19 protein-coding genes and 1 riboswitch are annotated in these 18,662 nt (G+C 47.8%); of the genes, 7 read left to right on the top strand and 12 right to left on the bottom strand.

All coding sequences use genetic code 11. From position 1 onward, the window contains the following. Positions 1 to 70 precede the first annotated feature (70 nt). Positions 71 to 595 carry a CcdC protein domain-containing protein gene (locus BM200_RS03805; RefSeq protein ID WP_091181471.1) on the top strand — a complete coding sequence of 175 codons (525 nt, stop codon included), beginning with the start codon at positions 71 to 73 and terminating at the stop codon, positions 593 to 595. A 112-nt stretch (positions 596 to 707) separates the two neighbouring features. Beyond that, positions 708 to 1,046, top strand: coding sequence for a L,D-transpeptidase (locus BM200_RS03800; protein WP_091181469.1), 339 nt, complete (start codon positions 708 to 710; stop codon positions 1,044 to 1,046). A gap of 22 nt (positions 1,047 to 1,068) precedes the next feature. On the opposite strand, the gene BM200_RS03795 is transcribed toward BM200_RS03800, so the two are convergent. The 6 genes from BM200_RS03795 to BM200_RS03770 all read right to left on the bottom strand — a co-directional run bounded on the left by BM200_RS03795 (position 1,069) and on the right by BM200_RS03770 (position 5,728). Next, entirely contained in the window at positions 1,069 to 1,806 is a 738-nt protein-coding gene (locus tag BM200_RS03795) for a glucosaminidase domain-containing protein (protein ID WP_245772886.1), read from the bottom strand. A gap of 191 nt (positions 1,807 to 1,997) precedes the next feature. Continuing rightward, positions 1,998 to 2,801: a TatD family hydrolase gene (locus tag BM200_RS03790; RefSeq protein WP_091181466.1), complete on the bottom strand. Its 804-nt coding sequence runs from the start codon at positions 2,799 to 2,801 to the stop codon at positions 1,998 to 2,000. 18 nt (positions 2,802 to 2,819) lie between these two features. Then, positions 2,820 to 3,569 carry an ABC transporter ATP-binding protein gene (locus BM200_RS03785; RefSeq protein ID WP_091181464.1) on the bottom strand — a complete coding sequence of 250 codons (750 nt, stop codon included), beginning with the start codon at positions 3,567 to 3,569 and terminating at the stop codon, positions 2,820 to 2,822. Then, a complete protein-coding gene (locus BM200_RS03780) occupies positions 3,566 to 4,342 on the bottom strand; it encodes an ABC transporter permease (protein ID WP_091181463.1) in 777 nt (258 codons plus the stop codon). Before BM200_RS03780 ends, BM200_RS03785 begins: the two co-directional genes overlap by 4 nt. After that, positions 4,332 to 4,634 (bottom strand): thiamine-binding protein, encoded by a 303-nt coding sequence (locus BM200_RS03775; RefSeq protein ID WP_091181458.1) that lies wholly within the window; start codon positions 4,632 to 4,634, stop codon positions 4,332 to 4,334. Before BM200_RS03775 ends, BM200_RS03780 begins: the two co-directional genes overlap by 11 nt. A 53-nt stretch (positions 4,635 to 4,687) precedes the next feature. Next, positions 4,688 to 5,728, bottom strand: coding sequence for an ABC transporter substrate-binding protein (locus BM200_RS03770; RefSeq protein WP_091181456.1), 1,041 nt, complete (start codon positions 5,726 to 5,728; stop codon positions 4,688 to 4,690). A 147-nt stretch (positions 5,729 to 5,875) separates the two neighbouring features. Further along, positions 5,876 to 5,988, bottom strand: a riboswitch (TPP riboswitch). Between the two features lie 170 nt (positions 5,989 to 6,158). Here BM200_RS03770 and BM200_RS03765 point away from each other — a divergent pair. Beyond that, a complete protein-coding gene (locus tag BM200_RS03765) occupies positions 6,159 to 7,475 on the top strand; it encodes a glycosyltransferase family 4 protein (RefSeq protein ID WP_245772885.1) in 1,317 nt (438 codons plus the stop codon). A 57-nt stretch (positions 7,476 to 7,532) separates the two neighbouring features. Here BM200_RS03765 and BM200_RS03760 read toward each other — a convergent pair whose 3' ends face one another. Together BM200_RS03760 and BM200_RS03755 are read right to left on the bottom strand one after the other, a co-directional pair. Next, positions 7,533 to 8,486, bottom strand: a complete 954-nt coding sequence (locus BM200_RS03760; protein WP_091181455.1) for a GDP-mannose 4,6-dehydratase — start codon at positions 8,484 to 8,486, stop codon at positions 7,533 to 7,535. Next, positions 8,483 to 9,535, bottom strand: coding sequence for a mannose-1-phosphate guanylyltransferase (locus BM200_RS03755; RefSeq protein ID WP_091181453.1), 1,053 nt, complete (start codon positions 9,533 to 9,535; stop codon positions 8,483 to 8,485). The genes BM200_RS03760 and BM200_RS03755 overlap by 4 nt, the downstream gene beginning before the upstream one ends. 298 nt (positions 9,536 to 9,833) lie before the next feature. Between BM200_RS03755 and BM200_RS29880 the strand changes: the two genes are divergently transcribed. Beyond that, positions 9,834 to 10,421, top strand: coding sequence for a hypothetical protein (locus BM200_RS29880; RefSeq protein ID WP_091181452.1), 588 nt, complete (start codon positions 9,834 to 9,836; stop codon positions 10,419 to 10,421). A 52-nt stretch (positions 10,422 to 10,473) separates the two neighbouring features. On the opposite strand, the gene BM200_RS03745 is transcribed toward BM200_RS29880, so the two are convergent. The 3 genes from BM200_RS03745 to BM200_RS03735 are packed head-to-tail and all read right to left on the bottom strand — an operon-like array spanning position 10,474 to position 13,253. Next, positions 10,474 to 11,502 carry a GT-D fold domain-containing protein gene (locus BM200_RS03745; RefSeq protein ID WP_091181450.1) on the bottom strand — a complete coding sequence of 343 codons (1,029 nt, stop codon included), beginning with the start codon at positions 11,500 to 11,502 and terminating at the stop codon, positions 10,474 to 10,476. Beyond that, positions 11,480 to 12,247: a glycosyltransferase family 2 protein gene (locus tag BM200_RS03740; RefSeq protein WP_091181448.1), complete on the bottom strand. Its 768-nt coding sequence runs from the start codon at positions 12,245 to 12,247 to the stop codon at positions 11,480 to 11,482. The genes BM200_RS03745 and BM200_RS03740 overlap by 23 nt, the downstream gene beginning before the upstream one ends. Continuing rightward, entirely contained in the window at positions 12,216 to 13,253 is a 1,038-nt protein-coding gene (locus BM200_RS03735; protein WP_175532726.1) for a glycosyltransferase family 2 protein, read from the bottom strand. The genes BM200_RS03740 and BM200_RS03735 overlap by 32 nt, the downstream gene beginning before the upstream one ends. Positions 13,254 to 13,575: 322 nt before the next feature. On the opposite strand from BM200_RS03735, the gene BM200_RS03730 reads away from it, so the two are divergent. The 3 genes from BM200_RS03730 to BM200_RS03720 all read left to right on the top strand — a co-directional run bounded on the left by BM200_RS03730 (position 13,576) and on the right by BM200_RS03720 (position 16,677). After that, positions 13,576 to 14,250: a class I SAM-dependent methyltransferase gene (locus BM200_RS03730; protein WP_091181443.1), complete on the top strand. Its 675-nt coding sequence runs from the start codon at positions 13,576 to 13,578 to the stop codon at positions 14,248 to 14,250. Between the two features lie 179 nt (positions 14,251 to 14,429). Then, positions 14,430 to 15,470 carry a glycosyltransferase family 61 protein gene (locus BM200_RS03725; RefSeq protein ID WP_245772884.1) on the top strand — a complete coding sequence of 347 codons (1,041 nt, stop codon included), beginning with the start codon at positions 14,430 to 14,432 and terminating at the stop codon, positions 15,468 to 15,470. A gap of 34 nt (positions 15,471 to 15,504) precedes the next feature. After that, the gene (locus BM200_RS03720) at positions 15,505 to 16,677 is read left to right on the top strand and encodes a glycosyltransferase (protein WP_091181439.1); all 1,173 of its coding nucleotides are present in this window, start codon (positions 15,505 to 15,507) and stop codon (positions 16,675 to 16,677) included. 2 nt (positions 16,678 to 16,679) lie between these two features. On the opposite strand, the gene BM200_RS03715 is transcribed toward BM200_RS03720, so the two are convergent. Continuing rightward, positions 16,680 to 18,584, bottom strand: coding sequence for a glycosyltransferase (locus BM200_RS03715; RefSeq protein WP_175532725.1), 1,905 nt, complete (start codon positions 18,582 to 18,584; stop codon positions 16,680 to 16,682). Positions 18,585 to 18,662 lie beyond the last annotated feature (78 nt).

The following is an 18,662-nucleotide window of genomic DNA, read 5'->3' as shown; positions in this document are numbered from 1 at the left end:
ATTCTTACTACGGTGGTTTTGTTATATAGTTACAGTACCACTATTGCAGACAAGGAGGTTTACGGACCTTATGGAGCAGATCAGCAGCTATATAATTCCCCTGCTCGTTATCCTGTTTGTCGTCTACCGGCGTTTAAAAAGGTCAGTCGGCTTTCAGCCATTCAGACCAGGCAGGCTGAAAATGCGGATCGGCATCTTTAGTGTGATTGGCATCCTGCTGCTGGTTACCGGTTTTCCCCACCCTGCGATTTACGTCTCCGATGCATTAGGCATCGCCTGCGGAGCAGTCATTGCTTATTATGCGATTAAGCACAGCCGATTCGAGCATCGTGACGATACGTTATTTTACCGGACGCATATCGGCATTGAGACGCTTGTCGTTCTTCTGTTTATTGGCAGAATCGCCTTCCGTGTCATTGAGATGTTTGGCAACGGCGGAACCGCTGCAGTGGCTCTGAACAACGAGACAGCCCAGATGCAGCAATATACGAATGATCCGCTTACTGCGGCCACTTTCTTCCTCCTGGTAGCTTATTACATCGGCTACTATTCCTTTATTCTCCGCAAGAGCGACGAGAAAGCACTCTTATCCTGACAAGCGTTCCTTAGGGAGCGCTTTTTTCATGCCCACTAAACAATTGTAACCTCGCGGCAGATCAACAAATATCATGGCATAAGCAAAAAATGAACCAAGAGGTGAATGCAACATGGCCGTATACCGCATCATCGTAGATTTGTCGGACCGAATGCTGCATCTGCTGGATGGCAACATTGTTGTGCATTCTTACCCTGTTGGCATTGGCAGAATCCTTACCCAAACACCAACCGGCGAGTACAAGATCATTAATAAACAGGAGAATCCGGGCGGTCCGTTTGGCGTGTTATGGATGGGGCTTTCCAAGCCGCATTACGGTATTCACGGCACCAATAATCCTGCCTCCATCGGGGGAATGGTATCTCTCGGCTGTATCCGGATGTACAACGAGGATGTGCTCGCCTTGTCGGATTTCGTTCCTGTTGGAACCAGAGTGACCATCCGCTCTTGAGAAAAAAAGCGGCAGATCCCTTTCAAGGGAGATCTGCCGCTGCCAGGGTGACGGTCTGGGTTGCCTGCTCCCACACCGCCTTTCGGTTTAGTGCCGCCGCTAAATCTCGCACAGCTACATAACCGGTTGATATATCCAGGCGAGAATCAAGGGCCTGGCCGTTGACAGTGACCTTGCCTCCTGTCCAGCCAATAACAGCGCCTAAGGATTCTCCCAGCGCCCTGGCAGCCACCCAGGTTGTCCCTGCGTCGTAATGCCCGACGGAAGCAACAAGACCGTCCACCAGAATGGGAACCATCTGTGAGGTTCTGAACATCGAAGTAGCCGGCGAGGAAGCAAATGCGTGATCGTATTGCTTCAGCATGTACTGGTTAATCAGCGTGATCAACTTATTGGGATAAGCCGGGTCGGTCGCATAACCGCTAACATACAGCATATTGGCCTGCTGCTCCGGTGTTATAGCAGCTCGTACACGGATGTAGCGGTTGGTTGCGAACAGCAGATCCTGATCCTTCATAAAATGATAAACGCTATTATAAACTCGGAAAGCCGAATTCATACTCACCTGCGTGCCGTCAACAACCTCCCACGTTCCCCTCACCACGGCTTCCCCATGCCAATACGGATTGGGAGTCCCTCCCCCGACCTTAATACCGCCAAGATTGTACCAAGGATGAATAACTCCGCCTGTCTCCAGGATACATTGCGCCAGACGCACGGAAGGTAATAAGGATGAACCTTCACGTCTGACCTGCTGCACGGTCGGGACAAGTGCTGCGATAAATTGCGATCTTGTTAATGTTGCTATGATAACCTCCTCCTTACCTTGTTAAATGATGAAACGAGCTCCTCCAGTCTATGGAATCTCGATCCGCATCGTAACGGTTACTGCCGCAGCCAAACAAAAAAACTCCGTTATGCCCACCACGGAGCCTAACGGAGTAACCTTCTTTAAAGCTTATAAAATGCACGGGTATTTTGAAGCAGCTGCTCCCTCACTTCCTGCTCGGGAAGCTGTTTGATCGCCGCGATTTGGGCACAAACATCAAGAACCATTGCCGGTACCGTCATCCGGCCCTCGTAAGGTCCTTCAAAAGGCCAAGGCCCATCTGTCTCCACCATCATCTGTTCCAAAGGATAAAGCTCAACCAGCGATCTGATCTCCTTCTCATAGGCAACATCCGGTGTAACAGAAATCATGCAGCCCAGTCGGATCATCCGCTCGATCGTCGCTTCATCTCCCTTGAACCAGTGGAAATGCACTTTCTTTACCTGATACCGTTCCATGATATCGCACGCTTTCGCCGCATCCTCATAAACAGCATGTAGAATAATTGGACGGTCAAGCTCGGCAGCAAGAGCGCCAAACCGATCAAGCAAAGCGAGATACGGTGCTTCGTCAAATGACAGTCCTTCCTCTTCCGCGGAAGTCCGCGAATAATAAGGAAGGCCTACTTCACCGATTGCGAATCGCTCTCCACTCGCATGCTTTGCCCGGATCCATTCAAACAGCCGGATTTGATCCTCTTCCGATAGAATCGGCTGCTCCGGATGGAAGCCATAAGCAGGAAAAACACGGCCAGGGAATTGTCTTGCAAACTCTTCATTTTTCTTGCAGGATTCCATATGCATCGAGACTGCCACTACGGCTTGAATACCAGCTTCGAAGGCATGTTCAAGCAAAGCTTGTCTATCCGCTTCCTCGTAGGAATCCACATGAATATGGGCATCAATTGCCTTATAGGACTCTAGCATGGTATACCTTCCTTCCGCTTAATGAAGCAGATCGTGAATGTGTTGCTTCAGCTCATTAAACAACGGTTCCCGCCATAATTGCGGGGAACGGGGTCTCGCGAAAGGCACCGGTATCTCCTCCAGAATGACGGCTGGCGCAGAAGACAGGACGATAATGCGGTCAGACAGCAATAAAGCTTCCTCAATACTATGCGTCACCAGAAGAACCGATCTTCGGTTCTGCTCCCATATGGCCATCAGCCACTGCTGCATTTGTTGTCTGGTTAACGCATCAAGCGCACCAAACGGTTCATCGAGAAGCATTAACGGTTGAGGAGACAGCAACGCGCGGAGAAAGGATACCCGCTGCTGCATCCCGCCGGAAAGAACATGGGGATAGGAGTCGGCGTACTCCAGCAGACCAATACGATCAAGCCATTCCCGCGCCTGACGTCCTGCATCCTTCCGCTCTATGCCGGCAATCTCGAGCGCAAGCTCAATATTGGCGGATACGGAGCGCCAAGGCATGAGGGATGCCTGCTGCGGCATATACGAGATATGCCCGCGGCTGCCTGTTGTATGCTTTCCGCCAATCCACACCTCGCCGGCTGTTGGTTTCTCTAGACCGCCAATCAGCTGGAACAACGTTGTTTTACCGCTGCCGGAGGGGCCAATAATCGAAACGAATTCGCTCTCCGCTACGGACAGCGACAAACCGTTCAGAACCTTTTTCCTGCCGGAATCAAACTCTTTATGAATCCCTTTCAGCTCTAGTGCCGGAGTTGTCATGCCCTTCCTGCTCCCTTCATCGGCCGCCACCGGATAACGAATCTTTCAATAACGGCTACCAGGCCGAATAAAGCAAGGCTGAGCAGCACAATCAGGAATACAGCGGCAAACACTCTTGCCGGCTCGTAACCTTTGGAGGACAGGATCATATAATGGCCCAAACCTTTATCCGCGCCAAGCCATTCGGCGACAACGGCGCTAAGTACGGAATAAGAAGCAGCGATTTTGAGTCCGGAAAATAAATGCGTAACGGCATTTGGAAGTTCCAGCCGCATAAACAGCTGCCAATTGCCCGCTCCAATCATCTGCATATAATTACGAAGGGTCGGGTCCGTATCCTTAAAGCCGTTCAGCATCGCAACGGACACCGGGAAGAAGCATACGATCCAGACCAGAATCACCTTGGGCAGAACCCCGTATCCGAGCCAAATGGTAAGGATTGGACCGATGGCAATGACCGGCACGTTCTGCGACACCACAAGCAGCGGATAGACCGCCTTCCGGACGATTGGAATGAGATGAAGAACAGCCGCAAGCATAAAGCCCGCAAAGGCACCGCCGCCATATCCGATAAGGGCCAGGTTAATCGTTGCCGAGGCATTATCCATCAAACGCGGCCACACCTTGAACATTTCATAAACAATGGTTGTTGGCGAAGGCAGCTGCCATTCAGGCACAAGACCGCCGTCAACCGACAGCTGCCATACAACAAGCAGAAGGATAACGAGCAGCAGAGAAGGCCAGACCGCGTTATACCATCCTTTATTGCCCATCCGGATACTTCTCCAACAATCGGCCCATAGAAGCACCGTTAGCCGGATTGAAATACACCTTCACCTGCGAAATGACGGACGGGCAGCCCATCTCGGTCATCGCTTCATTCATCGTCTGAACAATCTGAAACAGCTGAGGCAGCTCGCCTTCCATCGTCGTCTCCAGCGGAGCTACGCGGTAAGGAACACCTGACGCCTTAATGATCTCGATTGCACGGTCTACATACGGAATAACACTTTCTCCGTTAGGGGTTGTCGGTAAGATTTGAATACTTACAAGCGCGTTAGCCATAATCGTTAGCTCCTCTATTTACGATTCTCTTCCTGCTTTCCCATAATAAGAACTTAAGCTTTCGGCAGAAAATCATTCGTGAACGCTTTATCCGCGTCCAGTTCTTTCTCCAGCAGCTTGTGGTTTAACATCCACTCGGAATAATTCACCCAAACTTCCTTCTTCTGCATTCCCCATTGCGAAGCATCGTCCGTATATTTCGGACTAAGCCATTTCTGGCTTGCCCGCACCAGGTCTGCATTCAGATCCGGCTCTGCCTTAATCAGCACCTCGGCCGCGTCCTCCGGATGGTCAATCGCATATTGATAGCCTTTAGCCGCACCAGCCACAAACGCCTTCACAAGCTCCGGCTTCTCTGCGATCAACTTCTCGCTTGTCTCCAGCAGCGGCGTATAGTAATCCAGCTTGTCACTGTAATCGGTCAAATAAACCATATTCAGCTTCTCGCCGCGCAGTTCAGCTTCAACGCCTGTCCAGGCGTAGTAGATCCAGGCAAAATCGATATCTCGTTTCACCGCTGTGAAGAAATCCGTATCGCCAATGCTGAGCATTTTCACCTTGGATACATCCGCCTTCTCTTCCTGCATCAGCGATCCGATAACCGCTTCTTCTACCGGAGCTCCCCAGCCGCCGTACGTTTTGCCTTCAAACTTCTTCGGCGAATCAATTCCTTTGGCAGCAGGAGATGCAAAGCCTGATGTATTGTGCTGGATGACAGCTGCTATCGATACGAGCGGTAAGCCGGCAATCCGTGCCATGGTGAGCGATTCCTGATACCCTACTCCAAATTCCGCCCCGCCGGATGCCACCATTTTATCCGCGCCGTCCTGACCCGGCTGAATGATCTCGACGTCAAGGCCTTGTTCCTTGAAATAACCTTTGTCTCTTGCCACATATAGACCGGTATGATTCGTATTTGGCGTCCAGTCCAGCACCACCTTCACCTTGGTCAGCGGCTGATCCGCATTCGCGCCATTGTCAGTTGCCTCATTCCCCGCATTCTTGTTGTTGTTCGAAACGCATGCGGCAAGCAGCATAACGACGGCCAGCATGGCTGCAAGCGCTGCGAATCCTTTTTTTTTACCCATTCCCATCTGTCTCTCCCTCTCTCTACTCGACTATGACGTTTGCTATTACTGCCGGACCACCTTCTGAAAATAAAAAAGGCCCCCCGAATCCGGAGGACCATACATTTCGTCAGCATTTCGTACAGGTCTGTCATTATCCTGTTCCAACAGGAGACACACCTGTATAACCATTCCTACGCTGGCATTATCCAGATCAGGTATAAGGGTCGGAATTTTCTTCGGAATTCCCTCTCAGCTAGCCTCAACCAGCTCCCCGGTGCTATTCACTTACGTCAATAACCCCCATTATACCCTTTCTGCCCGAAAAAGCCAGCTTCGTTTTTTAGACATACGCCGTTTTTACGGCTGCTAGGTTGTTGTCCTTATAACCATGTGATTGGCATGAATAGTATATAGTCGAGTGCATATCCGCTAATATCGAGAGGATTGAACCGGGGTGAAAAGACGACACAAGACGAGTAAAAGGCCGAAACGGTCAAGCAAATTGAAATCGAGAAAACGCAAATCAAGCAGCCGTTCCAGATCACTCGGCAGACGCGCCGCGAAACGGCACTCCAGAAAGAAGCATCGCCGCCCAGGGATTAAGCGCCGAACCAACCAGACCGTAACAATTGAACAGGCTCCGCATACTGACGACAACACCCTTCGTGAACCTGGCGTTAATATCATCGGATTCATTCATGCCGAGATGGGAATCGGGGAATCCTCGCGTCTTGCGGCTAAAGCGATCGATACGGCTACCATTCCATTTGGCCTCATCAACTTCCCGCTGGCCGTCGCCTCCAGAATGTCGGACTACAGCTGGTCGCACAAAGTGTTGGAGAAGGCCAGGTACAATACAAATATATTTCATATGAACGCTGACTTTATGCGTCCTGCCCGCGAGTATTTCGGCGATGAGCTGTTCAACAGCCGGTATAATATCGGTTATTGGCACTGGGAGCTGCCGGAGTTTCCGGAGGAGCATGTGGATGGCTTTAACCATGTCAATGAAGTGTGGGTATGCAGCAAATTTGTCGCAGCTTCCGTATCCAAGCGGTCTTCCGTTCCCGTTACTACGATCCCCCACTGCATCCAGGTACAGGTAGCTCCACATGTGAACCGTTCCTCGTTTGGCCTGCCGGATAACCGGTTTCTGTTTCTGATGATGTATGATGTGCAGAGCTCTACTCTCCGCAAAAATCCGGGTGCCGTCATTGAAGCCTTCAAGCTGGCCTTCGATAAGAATGATTCTCGGGTCGGTCTTGTACTCAAGGTGAATAATGCTGATTTCCGGCCAACCGAGCTTGCCGAGCTGAAGCGAATGATTGCTGAGCGGAGTAATATGTATTTAATCGAAAAAGTGTTATCAAGGTCTGAGGTCAACGCCTTATTGCAGTGTACGGACAGCTACGTCTCCCTTCACCGCGCCGAAGGCTTTGGTCTGGGATTGGCGGAAGCCATGTACTTAGGCAAACCGGTTATAGCAACCAACTGGTCCGGCAATACGGAGTTTATGGATGCATCAAACTCCTGTCCGGTATCCTTCCAGCTTGTTAACATCGGGCAGGATTGGGGGCCTTACAAGAGCCATCAGATTTGGGCGGAGCCTAATGTCCGCCATGCAGCGGATTATATGCAGCGTCTTGTCTCCGACAAACCGTGGCGAGAGTCGATTGCGGCCAACGGCATGCGCACGATTCATAATGAATTCTCACCTGCCGTTATCGGACAAAAAATCAGAAACCGGTTAAAGGAGCTGTTGCTCGTCTAGCACAAAATAAAACCTGCCCCGGTAAAGGCATCATTCATCCTACCGGGTCAGGCCTTATTACGCGAGCTCATTTCGCCAATAATTCAATAAATCCTTCATCGTCTGCTCAAAAGGAATTTCCGGGGTCCATCCCGTTTGTTGATAGAATTTGGTATAGTCTCCGACGAGAACTTTTACATCGGATGGCCTAAGCCTTGTTTTGTCTTCTTCAATCGTAATCTCAACTGTACTGTAACGGAGCAGGATTTGAATTACTTCCCGGATCTCGCGGCACTGCCCGGATGCAATATTATATAGCTCTCCGGCTTCACAATAGTCGAGTGCCATGCGGTATCCTCTGACCACATCCCGGACATCCGTGAAATCCCTCTTGGCCTCCAGATTGCCGACATACAGAACCGGAGGCTTGAGTCCCTTCTCGATCTCTGCAATTTGCTTCGCAAAATTCGAGCTTACAAATTGCTCCCCCCTCCGGGGACCGGTATGATTGAAGGTCCGCGTTCTGACGATATGCTGTCCGAAAGTTTTGTAATATTGATACCCCAAATAGTTCTGAGCAATTTTACTTACAGCGTATGGGCTTACCGGTCGAAGAGGATTCGTCTCCTTCACCGGCACCTCATCCTCTTCTACCTGCCCGTATTCCTCGCTCGAGCAGGCAATTAGCACCTTTGAGGCCAGCCCAAGCTTTCTTACGGCTTCCAGCAAATGAATTTGCCCTACAATATTATTGGTCAGGGTCTCAGCAGGAGAATCCCATGACACCGGTACAAAGCTTTGCGCGGCAAGATGAAAGATCAGATCCGGCCGGATCTCGGTCATCATCTGGTCAACCGCCTGCTGATCCATCAGTTCGCACTCATACAGGCGCATATCCGGCAGCAAATGGCGAATATGGCGCAGCGAACTGTGACCCCTCAAGGTTCCCGTCACTTCAATTCCCTGGCTAAGCAGATGCTCGGCAAGATGACTGCCAACAAAACCGGCTACCCCTGTAATGAGTGCTTTCATGCCTGCCGGCCTTCTTGATCGGCAGTAAGCGCAGCGATGGCATGCTTGACATTCTGTTCATCCGATTTGCGGCATATAAGCAGCCCTTCCTCGGTGGACACGATAATCAGATCCTCCACGCCAATCGCAACTACCAGCTGCTGCTCCGTATAGATAATGCTGTTACGTGTAGCAAACGGAAAAATATTTCCGAGCAGTAAATTTCCGTCCCCATCGGTACTGAAGATCCTCTCAAGCGAAGTCCATGTCCCTACGTCATCCCACATAAATTCAATAGGGATTGTATACAGGCGCTCCAGCTTTTCTACCAGAGCATAATCAATAGAGAGCTTCGGAAGCAGGGCATACGACTGCCTGAATTCGTCATCCTTCAGATCAAATACCGACCACATCTGCGGCTGATACTCCATCATATATCCGGCAATCGTAGATGGCTTCCATATAAATATACCGCTGTTCCAATACATATTCGGCAGCTCAATCAGCTTCTCGGCCTTTTCCTTTGTTGGCTTCTCGATGAAAGCTTTAACCTCTTTAATTCGTTCTCCGAACTTAGCAGCGTACTCCACATTCTCTATCGTTTCAATATAACCGTAACCAGTCTCCGCTCTCGTAGGAACGATGCCAAGCGTAACGACAACTCCGTCATTCCTTGCCGCTTGTTCCGCAGCCCGAAGAGCTTCCATCAATTCTTCCGTGTCCGGAATGTATTGATCCGAAGGTGCCGTAACCAGTACCTCATCCCTCTCCAGCCTCATGAAGAAGCTGGCTGTCAGCGCAATACATGGCGCTGTATCCCTTTGCTCAGGCTCTATAATGATACGATTCTCTCCAAGCTCGGGGAGCTGTTCCCTCACAATCGGCAAATAATTCTCGCTGACAGCGACATAAACATTTTCTTCGGGCAGACAGGAACGGAAACGTGCATAGGTTTGCTGCAGCATAGTAGCTTCTTCAGAAGCCAAGGTCAAAAATTGCTTTGGCTTTGTTACCGTACTTCTTGGCCAGAAGCGTGTTCCCTTTCCTCCCGCCATAATAACAGCGATCATTGTCGTTCACCTCGAAACGGTAAATCTCCTTCTATTGAATCATCTCGTGTATTCAAGCCGGAGCTCCTTCCTTAACCGGTGCCGGATTGATAAATTACATATCTACAACTTATGCTTTAATAGAGTAATCCTAATGGACGAATAGCCAACAAGGACATAAATCAGGCATATGACACCGCCCAACTATGGAATTTACTTAATCTATCAAAAATAGACAATCGTTCACGGCATATACCGTCTTCTCTATGAATCTTTGAACATATGATGTGGTATATCAATCGAAAGGAGAGGATTAGATATGGGAGAAACAGGTTTGACAGGTTTGACAGGTTTGACAGGTTTGACAGGTCTTACTGGTCTGACAGGCGCCACTGGCCCTACAGGCCCTACAGGTCCTACTGGTCCTACCGGTCTGACCGGCGCTACTGGCCCTGCTGGTCCAGGCGCTGCGGTATATGGTGATAATGCAGGGGTAATCCCGCTAGGGGTTATCGGCTTTACTGGAACTCCATTTGTTCCAGTGGAAGTTATTGATGTACCCGTTACAATCACTACGGCAGCAGCCAACAGAGCAAAGATTGACGGTGTCGTTGATGTTTTGCTAACAGGCACACTTGTCGCTGCATTGGTCAACCCGACAATTACAGTCGATCTGTTACGTGATGGCGCCGTTATAGCTTCTGTTTCGAGTACGTCTTTGGTTTCTTTAGCTGTGGCCGCTGTTCTTACTCTAGAAGTAACATTGCCAATCACAAATTTTGACGTGCTTACAGTTGGCGCTCATGAGTACTCGCTTGAAGTATCCGTTGACGCGATTGCAGTTGCTCTTACGGGCGTTACTGCCTCCGCTCAATACTCCTCGCTTGCTATTTCCGTCGGCGTCTAACCAACCCAAACAGCCTTTTCGAACGCTCGAAAAGGCTGTTCCTCTACATAGCTCAAGAAATCGCGGCCTCTCCCTTGACAAGGGCATTGGCAAGATGGCCGAAGTCTACCGCCACCTTCCCGGTTATCCGGGCAAGTTCTTCGGTGATCAGCACAGCTGCTATCCCTGCAGAGACTAGAGCAATATCAAAGTCGTAATGCCTGGCAAGCTGAACGACTCTGGCCGCATCGCGGGCGCCATTCACCGGAGCAATGAAGCCTGCTATCTGAATGCCGTGCTGGGCAAGAACAGCAGACAGCGGCTCTGCCATATTGCCGATAATAAGAACACGCCTGTTCTGAAGAATAGAAATGAGGCATCCTGCCTGACATAAGCTGTAGTTAATAAGAGAATCCGTCCATTGCCGCTCTCCGAATGATATGCCGTACGCCTGGAATACAGGTGCGACCAGCAGCTGGTAGTTCGGCTTTCTTGTTCGGGGGATCCCCACAATATCTGCTCTGGTGACAGCCTCCGCAAGACGGTTGCGGATATCCAGATCCGGCACTTTCACGCCGGCATATTCCAGGAACTTGCCTTCGCGCCCCACCGAATCTACGGGCATTACAATCTCTTGGGCTAAAGTAAGCAGTTCACCATCCCCTAATCTGATGATGGACAACGGCTTATGTTCATCCATGGCCTGAAGAATGGCATCTCTCACCTGTTCCACAACCATTAACGGAACGGCCTGCTCCCGGTACATACTTATTCCTGCTGCTATGATTTGCTGAAGCGAGTGATCGGGAAAAAGGATATTCGGAGGGAGCAGCTGGTCAATGATCTCTTCACCGCCTGCGTATTTGCCCTCTTGATACCCTTTCTCGTAACCGACGAGAAAGCTAGCTTGCTGACTTGCTTCCGTCTGGCGTCCATCAGCTTCTATGTCAATCACCGATTCCGTTGTACCTGGTTGAGATTCTATCGGTTGAATATCCGAATTGGGTGCAACCTTAATGGAACGGCGTTTTCGGCTGTACGGTTTCTTGCGTTTCCGCTGTCTCTTCCCTGTTAATCTCTTACGAGGCGCCCGAATGCTCATGACGTTCCTCCTTGATATCCTCACCTGATAGTTTAAGGGGATCGATCCCCCATTTATTCATAAACAGCTGCCTGTTTCGCTCAAGAAGCTGTTTAATTTCATCTTCGGCGTAGCTGCCAAAGGAAGCACTGCCATGATGATAGACAAAAGCATCTTTGGCGATGACAACCCGATACCCCGCACGGTTTGCACGATAGCAATAGTCATCATCCTCAAAATGCCCTGGAGAGAACTGTTCATCCAGCATGCCGATCTTCAGTATAAGAGTTCGAGAGAATAACATGCAGAAGCCGACAATGCGATTTACCTTCTCCCACTTCCCATCCTGCTTCGCTCTTAAACGTGCTGCGAACTCTTCATAGTGGCCGGTTGTCTTAATCTGCTGTCTTCCGCTGGCATAATTGGTCATCGGGCCAACGATACCGATGGAAGCATCCCTATCATAAGCCCGGTGCAATCTGCTCAGCCATTCAGCGGTTACCACAACGTCATTATTGAGGATAAGCAGCCTCTCCCCTCTTGAGAGTCTCAGCCCCCAATTACAGGCAGCCGGAAAACCGGTATTGACTGGGAGAGAGATCGTAATGATTTGCTGCTGCTTCAAGTAGTCCAGCGTGCCGTCGGTAGAACCGTTATCAACAACAATAAGCTCGTATAATTCTTTCGTATGCTTCCGGATCGAATCAATCGTCTCCCGCAACAGGGGGAGTGCATTATAGGTAGGAATGATTATGCTTGTTAACATTTTTCGTACACTCCCTTCTGCGCAATTGATCGACGTACTTTAGACGAGGACTTTCCTCCTGCATCGCCCATCCCAGCGCTTCCAGATGATCCCCTATAATGAGTTTCGAAATGGGATTGCTCACACCTACATTGTCCTTCCTGTGCCGGTTTTTCGTAAACACATTGACACTGCCACCGGTGCCTACAAGCAATCCTTGCTGCATCGCCATAGCCTGCGCTTTAGGCGGAATCGCCAGGTTCGCAAAACCTATGACCTCAATTGCTTTGCGGGAGAGCGCATGCGGCACAGCTGTCATGGAATTCATGGACAGATCGTTCCGATGATTCGAACGGTTCAGGAAATGCTTCAATATCGTCACATTATCCCAATCGGAGAACCTTCCGACGTAACGAGAAAGATCATTGAGCGCAACATCCACTCCTCGGCTGATTGCAAGCACAAAGGGTACCAGTTGCTCAGCCGAGACTGGGATATCCGCATCAAGGAACAACACGATATCGGAAGTTGTTATTTTCGCCCCGATAGCTCTTCCTACGTCATGACCCAATGCTTCGTTATAGTGAAGAATAATGGCTTTGCCGCTCGTTCTGGCCGTCATCAGGCTGGAGTCTGTAGAGCCGTTTACGATCACGATGATTTCATGCAAAGGCATACGTTCCAGCTCACGAATCGTTGACATAATGGACTGCTCTTCATTCATGGCCATCACAACGGCGGCAACCTTCTTATACGTTGGAAGCAGTACCCAGTTGGGACTACTCTCATCCGGGGTTACAGAGAAATAACCGGCGACGAAAGCTTTTGCTGCCGCATCATATTTACTTCCTGATGTTGTCCTTCTAATCTGCCCGCTTTCTCTAAGCCATAGCTCCTGCACATGCTGCTGCATATCTGCTCGATCAGCCGGCGGATTATCCTTTGCTGCCCTTCTGCCAAGCCGCCACGCCATCATGGCACGATGTCTGGAGGACTTGGACGTCTGCCTAGTGTTGTCAGCGCGCACCGGATGAAGGGGCTTCCGCCTTTGCCTGGTTGATGCAGATTTGGAAGAAGAGGCGACCTTTCTCTTTCTGGCGAGGTTTCTCATATCGTACACCTCGATATCCTTATAGTGAATTTCTATAAATACTGCCGATAGAATTTTTCTTAGCGTCTGCCTCTGACATTGTATGTATGGACAATAGGTTCGTAACGGCTTATGTACGGCACCTCGCTTCATAAATGTGTATTTCGCCTTGCACGTTTGTCCCTAACCTCTCCTATCGTCAACACATAAACTATCTAAACTCTTTGTGCTTGTAAATTAAGAAATGGGGAGCTGACATATGGATTGGAAATATTATAGGCCAACATTCACAGCGGACAGCGCACCAGAAATACCCACCGGTGTTATGGTAGGAGGAGCGTGGTCAGGACACAGGCGATTTGCTTACGATATCGTTCGATTTGCTAAACCAAAAACAATTGTTGAACTAGGTACGTTTTATGGAACGTCCTTTTTTAGCTTTTGCCAAGCTGTTCAAGATGCCCGTCTACAAACTAATTGTTATGCAGTGGATACCTGGCAAGGCGATCAACATACAGGCCAATATGGGCATTTGAATATCTATCAAGCCGTTCATTCCTTTAACAGCAGACAATTCTCCGCATTCAGCACTTTAGTCCGAAGTACTTTTGATGAGGCACTTGCTTTGTTTGGGAACAATTCAATAGATCTGCTTCATATTGACGGATGCCATACCTATGAAGCTGTTCTTCACGACTTTAGGAGTTGGCTGCCGAAGCTCTCGCCGAACGGTATTATATTATTTCACGATATTATCGTTAAACTGCCGACTTTTGGCGTGCATGTGCTTTGGGAACAATTAAGCGCTGTCTATCCTCATTTTCAATTTGCTCATTCAAATGGGTTAGGTATTTTGTTCCCGAAAGGCTGCCCAGAGCCATTTAAAACTGTCATTGCGAACCAAAGCCTGCTAGCAAAGCACTATTCACGATAGTTGCTATTGAAGTACGTTTACGGAGCATACATTTTAGGCCCTTGCTTTCGAAGTATGTTTGCTACGCAAACATTTAAGGCCCATGCTTTCGAAGTATGTTTGCTACGCAAACATTTAAGGAGTGAAAAAAACTGTATACCGTGCCATTGGAGTATTATTCAAAAACCAAAGATTGGATCATGCAGCTTGGCATTAATCCTTATGAGAATAATAGTTATTATAAAGTTATTTATCCAAGACAAACGATCACGCTTCCTGCTCCAAAAGGTCTCGATCTTCCACGATGGAATCAGAAATGTAAGTTTAATGACGCTTTTGTTGTTACGATTCCCAATGGACGCCTCATGACCAGCTGCTGCTATCCCGTTACGCCGGATAATAAGCGATTGCTCGACGTTGAATTCGACTGTCCTTATGCTGAAAAGACTCTTCCATCACCGGTATGTTACGAGAAAACAGTTGCTTCTCTGTTCTGGGGCTGGAATATTCCCCATTTGAATATTAATACGCAAAATATATATGGTCACTGGTTTTTTGATATCCTTCCACGCTTCCATCTGTTAGAAAAAAGCGGCATTCCAATTGATCACTATGTTATCGGAAAGTTGCATCATCCTTTCCAATATGAATCATTAAAAATGCTCGGAATCCCGATGGATAAATTATTAGAGGTTACGGCACCGGATTTTCATATCGAAGCAAGAAAATTAGTCGTCCCTGCCGTTCCATTTTATCTAGGGAAATGTCCGCCATGGACCTCTCAATATATTACAAATGGGTTGAAGCATAACCGGAAGGCTCGCAAGAAAGCCGGTTATGAGCGAATCTACGTCAGTCGAGAAGATGCTTCTGCGAGATTCGTTATTAACGAGGATGAAGTTATGCAGCTATTGACAAAAAAAGGATTCAAAAAATTGGTAACCACTCCTATGACCATGCAGGAAAAAATCGACATCTTTTCTTCGGCTGATATCGTTATCGCTCCCTTCGGAAGCGCAAATATTAACGTTGCTTTCTGCGAGCCTGGAACATCTTTTATTGAACTCGCACCTAACACTTTTGTTGATGACTATTTTTGGAAAATCAGCTGTCATGCTAACGTGCAATATTACGAGCTCTTGTGCGCTGTGGAGCAGCCTCCAAAAGAGCCTGCCGGAATAGATAATATCATTGTCGATATATCCAAACTGGAACAATATTTACAAATGGCGAAAATTTAGAATTTATTATGCATGACTAACAGGAGGACAGATAGTGAAAATCCTTATTTGGTCTCTTCATTTCTCTATAGGCGGCGGCATGAGATTATTGCATAATTTGACCGCGGCACTTGCACGGCAACCTGAAGTCGAACAGATCAGGTTGGTTGTGTCACCGGATTTTCAAATGAGAAATGCAGAAGAGCTGCTGAAAACAGGAAAAATCCAGATTGCTTATACGGAACGTACCATTAACGATCCGCATTGTGCCCCTTTGCTGAGTAACATCGATATCGTTTATTATTTTTGGCCGCATACGCAGCAATTTCAACTCATTGACCGCCCTACAGTCTGTACGTTTCACGATACGACAATATTCGATTATGTACCGCCCTTTGTTACAGGAAATGAATTATCATTATATTGGAGAACATCAAAAATGTGGCTGGACCATGTTTCTTCTGTCGTTGTATCATCCCAGCATGTTAAAAACCGTCTCGTTTTCCATTTCGGCAACCGTTCTGAACGTGCATTCGTTATACCCCACGCTATTACACCGATTAGCAGAATTTTTTCAAAAAGGGTATCACCTGATCTTGCTGCGAAACTTCCGCCGGAATATATCATCTATCCTTCGAATACTTCACCTCATAAAAATCACTACAATTTATTAATTGCCTTATCACAATTTGCGGACAGAAAAAAATATCCGTTAGTGTTAACCGGATATTCAACAGAATTACTGCGGAAGCCTTTTCCTGACACCACACCGGAACATAAATGGAATCCGACGCTTATTTCAATTATGAAACAAAAAAGGCTTGCAGTCGATAAGGATGTGTTCCCGCTTGGCTTTGTCAAGGATGTTGATATTCCTCCTCTTATAAGAAATGCTAAAGCATTAATCATGCCAAGCTTATCAGAAGGAGGCGGCAGCTATCCGGTTGAAGAAGCTTTGCGTCTCGGCACACCTGTTTTATGTTCGGATATTCCCGTTATGCGTGAGCATTTGTCCAAACATAGTGCCAAGATTGCATGGTTCGACCCGCACAGCCCCGACTCCATTGCCAACGCGCTTGATGAATTTTTTAGTGATTATGACACGTATAAACTCTCTGCCGCATTAGGAGTTCATGATCCCTCTCAAACTTGGGATGATATAGCTAAGCAATATCTCGAGGTTTTCCGTCAAACCTATTGGCGCTATTACGGCAGAATCATTCCGTAACATTATTCCAATCGATCAATAATAGAGGAGTATTCCTCGGCCACATTCCGCCAACTTCTGTGTAGAAGACTGCCAAAAGCGGCCTTTTGCACAGGAGCTACGGATTTGCCGTTATTAATAAGACGTTCAATTGCATTTGTCATTTCCAGCGGATCAAGTGGATCAAACGTAGCAAAACTGCTCATATCTGGAACGACTTCTTGCACAACGGCAAGGCGACCAAAAGATACAGGCGTATCCATAATTAGAGATTCGAGGATAGGAAACGGACAACTGCCTTCGAATAAAGTAGGAACAACAACTCCTTCAGCATATTTATACAGCGACGGCACATAAATGGATGGAATTCTTCCAACAAATCGAATAGATGCCCTTATTTGAGGATCTGCAATGGCGTTTAGCGCTTCCGCAATCTCTGGCTGATTAGGCCTATAGCCCAACTCATCCGTGAAAACAAGCTGTAGTCCTGATACCCTGCCGGACTCTGTAAGACGGTAACGATGGAAGGCATCAATAAGCCTGTGATGGTTTTTATGCAAACGGGCTACCGAAGGAAATGCAATATACGGTCCATACAGATTATAATGGGAGCGGAAATCATGCTCGGCGATTACACCGATTGACGTATATTCTTCATAAGGTGCAGCGAATCTAACCACCTCTGTTTTGTGTACCGGCAATTTCAGGAAGGTCAGGCCTTCATGATTCCGAATGAATTCGGAATTAAATACAACAGTGGCTGCATTCGCTGTAATTTTCTCAGCCACGGAATGCACATATTGGAAAAATTCCATATCCTTCGCGTACAGTTCAGGCAGATGAAGATAGACAAGATCATGTAAGCATACGAGGTAAGGTTTTTGCAAATATTGAGCCAAGCCCATGCCTGCATATGGAACGATCCAGGTGTCTGCAGGAACTATACGGTTGATAACCTCCATACTATCGGAGTGGTACAAGTGAATCCGTTCTGGAAATTCCACTTTAAGTTTATCGAAGGTCTGTTCCATTTCACGCTGGTTTATATCCGTTGACGCAATGTGAATAATGTAATTCTTGTCTAGAGACAAAAGCCCTTCTGTCAATCGCACGATAAATCGCCCGATTCCTTCTCCGTCCAAAGCCACTTGTACGACAAAGTTTAAGAATATACCGATATTCTGTTTACTATGCCTACTGGATATAATTGGATTTTCGGCAGGCAATCCATTCTTCAGCAGTCGTTGCATGTCTTCCGATAACAGTAATTGAGCGATTAAAGCTTGCCGCGAGACACTTAGTCTAATAGAGTCGATATCACGTTTAACACTCGCCCCATCCGGCAATCGGTACAATAGTTGCATATAAATGCCATGGATGAATTCCAGCTCCCAAGAAGGTAACAATGATTGCAGCACGTACGCCGCCGTATTACGCTCTCCAGATGGCTTTCTGCTGAGAACACTTGCGGCTTCATCGCTTTGTATAAGCGATGCCACTACCGCAGCTCTCGGCATGCCTGCATCTATATTGTTTTTATTCATAAAGAATCCCGCAGGATCTGGTTCCCTTTGCAGAATCTGACGGTACATCTCCCATACGAAATCTTCACTATTTAATTTAAAAATCATGTAAAACCACTCAATAATCCGGCTGCCTTCCGTAAGACTTTCCCGGACTCTTGCATTATTTAAACGAAGTCGCAATAAATCATGTTCAGCAATTTGTAATGAGGCAGGTGCCATAGAATGAGTATCACTTATTTTTTTTGGTCTACCCTTTTTCTTACCTCGTCTTTTCTTTCTCCCTCTAAGCAATTTTCTGGACAATTTCTTCAGCTTTCCTTGCTTACGCCGCTTGCCACGAGCAAATCTTTTTCGTGAACTGCGCTTGACTGAACCCTTTTTACGTTTTTTTATGCGCTTCATTCTTGACCTCCAATCCATCATCTTCCTTAGATAGAGTATTGTCACGGTTTAAAAAAGCAACGGCTTATGCCCTAGCTC

The organism is Paenibacillus catalpae, from assembly GCF_900112695.1.
GTDB lineage: Bacteria > Bacillota > Bacilli > Paenibacillales > Paenibacillaceae > Pristimantibacillus > Pristimantibacillus catalpae.
This window is presented reverse-complemented; position numbering and strand designations above follow the sequence as displayed.

Excerpts from the sequence above, each read along its gene's own strand:
- BM200_RS03790 (WP_091181466.1), bottom strand. The coding sequence starts at position 2,801 with ATGCTAGAGTCCTATAAGGCAATTGATGCCCATATTCATGTGGATTCC.
- BM200_RS03740 (WP_091181448.1), bottom strand. The coding sequence starts at position 12,247 with ATGTTAACAAGCATAATCATTCCTACCTATAATGCACTCCCCCTGTTG.
- BM200_RS03715 (WP_175532725.1), bottom strand. The coding sequence starts at position 18,584 with ATGAAGCGCATAAAAAAACGTAAAAAGGGTTCAGTCAAGCGCAGTTCA.
- BM200_RS03730 (WP_091181443.1), top strand. The coding sequence starts at position 13,576 with ATGGATTGGAAATATTATAGGCCAACATTCACAGCGGACAGCGCACCA.
- BM200_RS03785 (WP_091181464.1), bottom strand. The coding sequence starts at position 3,569 with ATGACAACTCCGGCACTAGAGCTGAAAGGGATTCATAAAGAGTTTGAT.
- BM200_RS03775 (WP_091181458.1), bottom strand. The coding sequence starts at position 4,634 with ATGGCTAACGCGCTTGTAAGTATTCAAATCTTACCGACAACCCCTAAC.
- BM200_RS29880 (WP_091181452.1), top strand. The coding sequence starts at position 9,834 with ATGGGAGAAACAGGTTTGACAGGTTTGACAGGTTTGACAGGTTTGACA.
- BM200_RS03745 (WP_091181450.1), bottom strand. The coding sequence starts at position 11,502 with ATGAGCATTCGGGCGCCTCGTAAGAGATTAACAGGGAAGAGACAGCGG.
- BM200_RS03800 (WP_091181469.1), top strand. The coding sequence starts at position 708 with ATGGCCGTATACCGCATCATCGTAGATTTGTCGGACCGAATGCTGCAT.
- BM200_RS03760 (WP_091181455.1), bottom strand. The coding sequence starts at position 8,486 with ATGAAAGCACTCATTACAGGGGTAGCCGGTTTTGTTGGCAGTCATCTT.
- BM200_RS03725 (WP_245772884.1), top strand. The coding sequence starts at position 14,430 with ATGCAGCTTGGCATTAATCCTTATGAGAATAATAGTTATTATAAAGTT.
- BM200_RS03780 (WP_091181463.1), bottom strand. The coding sequence starts at position 4,342 with ATGGGCAATAAAGGATGGTATAACGCGGTCTGGCCTTCTCTGCTGCTC.
- BM200_RS03755 (WP_091181453.1), bottom strand. The coding sequence starts at position 9,535 with ATGATCGCTGTTATTATGGCGGGAGGAAAGGGAACACGCTTCTGGCCA.
- BM200_RS03805 (WP_091181471.1), top strand. The coding sequence starts at position 71 with ATGGAGCAGATCAGCAGCTATATAATTCCCCTGCTCGTTATCCTGTTT.
- BM200_RS03770 (WP_091181456.1), bottom strand. The coding sequence starts at position 5,728 with ATGGGAATGGGTAAAAAAAAAGGATTCGCAGCGCTTGCAGCCATGCTG.